We start from the raw sequence: 3,923 nt of genomic DNA, 5'->3' as shown, positions 1-3,923 counted from the left end.
AAGTGGGTGAAGAAAGGTTTGCAGTTTAAGATGATTAAGTCAGTTGATTTTGATGATCCTGAAAAGATGGCAGAGTATGATGCTTACATTTTAAATAGTGGTCGGACTAAATTTTACCTGGAGGGTTGGAATTTCAGGCATTTGGAACTGGCTAAAAAATACCGGAAAGTGTACCAGCGTTTATTTGCGCCCGATGTAGATAAAGTGGCGCTGGAGAAAAACTACCTGGCAAAAAGCGAAGGGCAGTTGCTGATCGCGGTACACATAAGAAGGGGTGATTATAAGGAATTCCTGGATGGCAAATATTTTTATGACGATGCCGTGTATATCAGGAAGATTCAAGAGCTGTTGGCTATATTAGATAAGGAATACAAACTGATCATCTTTACTAACGATGCTGAACTGAACGAAGCTGTTTATCGTAATCAATTCAGCAATGTGATTGTTTCGCGGAATAATGTAAAGACGGATCATTATCTGATGTCGCAGTGTGATTATATCCTGGGACCACCCAGTACATTTTCTTTATGGGCCAGTTTCATGGGGGATAGGCCATATTATCATATCGATGATCCAAAAGAAATAATTACAGCAGATAAATTTCAAATTACGTTCGCTTAAACTAAGGTTATGAAAAATATAGTGGTACTGGATGGTTATACATTGAATCCCGGAGATCTTGACTGGGTGGGATTGCAGGCATTGGGAAATGTGAAGGTATTTGCGCGTACACCCGAATCAGGTGTAGCAGAAAGGATCAGGGAGGCACATATTGTATTAACCAACAAGGCCATTATTAATGCGGCGGCTATTGAGGCCGCCACGCAACTGGAATATATAGGTGTAACGGCTACTGGTTATAATGTGGTAGATATTACCGCTGCCCGGGAACGGCATATTCCGGTATCGAATGTACCGGCCTATAGCACTGCTTCGGTGGCGCAGCTCACGTTTGCGTTGATCCTGGAATTGTGTCATCATACCGGTTTGCATGCGGAGAGTGTGCGGGCCGGAGAATGGGGCAGGAGCCTGGATTTCAGCTATTGGAAAACGCCTTTAACAGAATTATCCGGCAGCACGCTGGGAATAGTAGGATTGGGGCAGATAGGGCAGGCCGTGACGCGTATTGCGCTGGCATTTGATATGAAGGTGATTGCCAGTCATAAACATCCCGACAGGGATGAAATGCCCGGTGTTACATTTGTGGACCTGGCCACCTGCTTTAAACAGGCTGATATTGTATCCCTGCATTGTCCATTGAATGCGGGGAATAAAGAATTTGTCAATACAGCGTTGTTAAGCACCATGAAGAAAACGGCTTTCCTGATAAATACGAGTCGAGGGCCATTGATCCGGGAAGCGGATCTGGCGGAGGCGCTGGAAGGTGGCGTGATTGCCGGAGCCGCACTGGATGTATTATCTGTAGAGCCTCCATTGGGTAATAATCCCTTAATTACCGCACCTAATACCATTATCACACCTCATATAGCCTGGGCAACACAGGCCGCCAGAAAAAGATTAATGCATACAACCGTTGAAAATGTAAAAGCCTTCCTGGAGGGGGCGCCTCAAAATATTATCAACTAGCGCATACCCCGCGAAGCGAATAAATGTGTTTTTAGTATAGACAGAGTGCACTAAACCGAAAATGATAACTCCTGGGGTATAAAACCATTCACAATGGTTAAAATGAACGTCCGATTCAGAAGTGAATAGGGATGAACGAACAGGATTATGATTATGTTATTTATTTTTGAATAAACGTACCGGATACACTCATTAGTCAGGTATCTACAACTAAAATCTTATCATTTACTCGCTTAAAACCAACGTACATGCAACCAAGCATTCTTTTGGCGGAGGACGATATCTTTTTTGCCAAGGTGGTGAAAAGACAACTGGAACGCGCCGGTTATAATGTTACCCTTTGTGAAAACGGCCAGGAAGGCTGGGAGAAATTTCAAAAACATGTTTTTGATCTCTGTTTACTGGATGTTGTAATGCCAAAGAAAGATGGCTTTGCGCTGGCAGAAGATATCCGCTCTATGGATGTAAATGTGCCTATCCTCTTTACTACTTCCCGTTATATGGAGCAGGACAGGTTGCAGGGCTTCGAATCCGGAGCAGATGATTATATCATCAAACCTTTTAACATGCAGGAGTTGATATGCCGGGTAAAAGTATATATGCAACGCGCCCGCCTACTGAAAAGCGAACGTCGCATTGTATATACTATCAGTAACCTTGTATTTGACTATTCTCAATATCATATTAGGCATAAATCTGCCGATTCCCATGTTCGTATGGCCCCAAAAGAAGCGGAGTTGCTTCGCTTTCTGTGCGAGAATTCTAATAAAAAATTGAAGAAAGATGATATCCTGTCCTGCATCTGGGGACAAGAGGATTTCTTCGCATCACGTGTGATGGATGTCTACCTGACACGGCTCCGTAAACATATTGCACAAGACCCTGCCGTAAAATTAGAAACCTACCACGGCAAAGGATTGATGTTTATCGCAGATGACCTGGACCGTTCACACTCTATCGCTAAAGTTTAGCTGTTTTTGGTTTAGAAAGTTAACCGTATTCAATGAAAAACGTCCGCTGTACAGGCGGACGTTCTTTCTTATAGCTTATAAGGCCACGTTGCCGCGACCATTCCTTTATTTCAGATTGTAAAATACCTGCTGCACATCATCATCCTGCTCCAAACGATCTACCAGTTCCAGTACTTCTTTTGCCTGTTCATCGTTCAACTCCACGGTAGTGGCCGGGATACGTTTTAACTCAGAGCTGATCACTTCTATGCCTTTATCATCCAGGGCCTTCGCCATATTGCCGAATTCACTGAATGCAGCACGGATAATGATATTGCCTTCGCTATCTTCCCCTACTTCTTCCAAACCAAAATCTATCAACTCCAGTTCCAGCTCTTCCAGATCCTGTCCTTTATTCTTTATTTTAAACTCACCTACCCGGTTAAATAAAAATCCTACAGATCCGCTGTTGCCCAGGCTGCCACCACCTTTGGTGAAGTGCATACGCAGGTTAGCCACGGTACGGGTAGTATTATCTGTAGCAGTATCGATAATCACTGCCACGCCATGAGGAGCATAGCCTTCGTATACTACTTCTTCGTAATCAGTCTTGTCTTTACCCATAGCGCGCTTGATAGCAGCATCTACGCGGTCTTTAGGCATGTTCACACTCTTTGCATTGAGGATGCAACGGCGAAGGGCAGGGTTGTTGTCCGGATCAGGGCCGGAAGCCTTCACAGCTATGGCTATTTCCTTTCCTATTCTTGAAAATGCTTTCGCCATCTTATCCCAGCGGGCAAACATGGTCGATTTTCTTACTTCAAATATTCTTCCCATTTGATGGTATATAATTATAGTTACTTGTAAAAACAGAACGCAAAAATAAGGATTTTCAGATTTAGGCGTAGCGGGATTTCGGGATTTAACGAAAAGCGGAGAACAAAACGATGGCGCCTTGTTCTCCGCTTCCACTTAAGGACTATATCTTAACAAATTATTTATTCTCATCCAATGCTTTACGGGCTTTACTGTGCTTCACACTATAGCGGAAGTAAATGATAAAGCCAATACCCAGCCATACAAATAAACGGGCCCAGTTTTCAAAACCAAGACTGATGATCATAGTTAAACAGATCAGTGCTCCTGCGATAGGTACAAATGGTACCCATGGCGTTTTGAAGGCTCTTGGTAAGTCTGGATTGCTCTTACGCATTACTATGATTCCCACACATACAAGAACAAAGGCAAACAAAGTACCGATACTGGTCATTTCACCTACCACGTTATCTGGAATGAAGGCGGCAAACAGGGATACAAAAACGAAGAACATCCACTGTGAACGGTAAGGGGTACGGTATTTAGGATGCAGTTTTGCAAATACTGACG

Annotated in this window: 5 protein-coding genes; 3 read left to right on the top strand and 2 right to left on the bottom strand. The window is 43.5% G+C overall.

The genetic code is table 11. The features are described 5' to 3' along the window. The 3 genes from VIP81_RS04715 to VIP81_RS04705 form a co-directional block, all read left to right on the top strand. Positions 1-621: alpha-1,2-fucosyltransferase (locus tag VIP81_RS04715; protein ID WP_331957324.1), on the top strand; the 621-nt coding region annotated here is incomplete at its 5' end. 9 nt (positions 622-630) lie between these two features. Next, the gene (locus tag VIP81_RS04710; RefSeq protein WP_331957323.1) at positions 631-1,587 is read left to right on the top strand and encodes a D-2-hydroxyacid dehydrogenase; all 957 of its coding nucleotides are present in this window, start codon (positions 631-633) and stop codon (positions 1,585-1,587) included. 248 nt (positions 1,588-1,835) lie between these two features. Next, positions 1,836-2,558 carry a response regulator transcription factor gene (locus VIP81_RS04705; RefSeq protein WP_331957322.1) on the top strand — a complete coding sequence of 241 codons (723 nt, stop codon included), beginning with the start codon at positions 1,836-1,838 and terminating at the stop codon, positions 2,556-2,558. Between the two features lie 105 nt (positions 2,559-2,663). Here the strand turns inward: VIP81_RS04705 and VIP81_RS04700 are convergent, their stop codons facing one another. Beyond that, entirely contained in the window at positions 2,664-3,374 is a 711-nt protein-coding gene (locus VIP81_RS04700) for a YebC/PmpR family DNA-binding transcriptional regulator (RefSeq protein WP_331957321.1), read from the bottom strand. A gap of 157 nt (positions 3,375-3,531) precedes the next feature. Then, the coding region (locus tag VIP81_RS04695) for an APC family permease (RefSeq protein ID WP_331957320.1) at positions 3,532-3,923 on the bottom strand (392 nt) is incomplete at its 5' end.

Source organism: Chitinophaga sp., from assembly GCF_036566945.1.
Classification (GTDB): Bacteria; Bacteroidota; Bacteroidia; order Chitinophagales; family Chitinophagaceae; genus Chitinophaga.
This window is presented reverse-complemented; position numbering and strand designations above follow the sequence as displayed.

What these genes read in the sequence shown, in the direction of transcription:
- VIP81_RS04710 (WP_331957323.1), top strand. Translation starts at nt 631, where the DNA reads ATGAAAAATATAGTGGTACTGGATGGTTATACATTGAATCCCGGAGAT.
- VIP81_RS04705 (WP_331957322.1), top strand. Translation starts at nt 1,836, where the DNA reads ATGCAACCAAGCATTCTTTTGGCGGAGGACGATATCTTTTTTGCCAAG.
- VIP81_RS04700 (WP_331957321.1), bottom strand. Translation starts at nt 3,374, where the DNA reads ATGGGAAGAATATTTGAAGTAAGAAAATCGACCATGTTTGCCCGCTGG.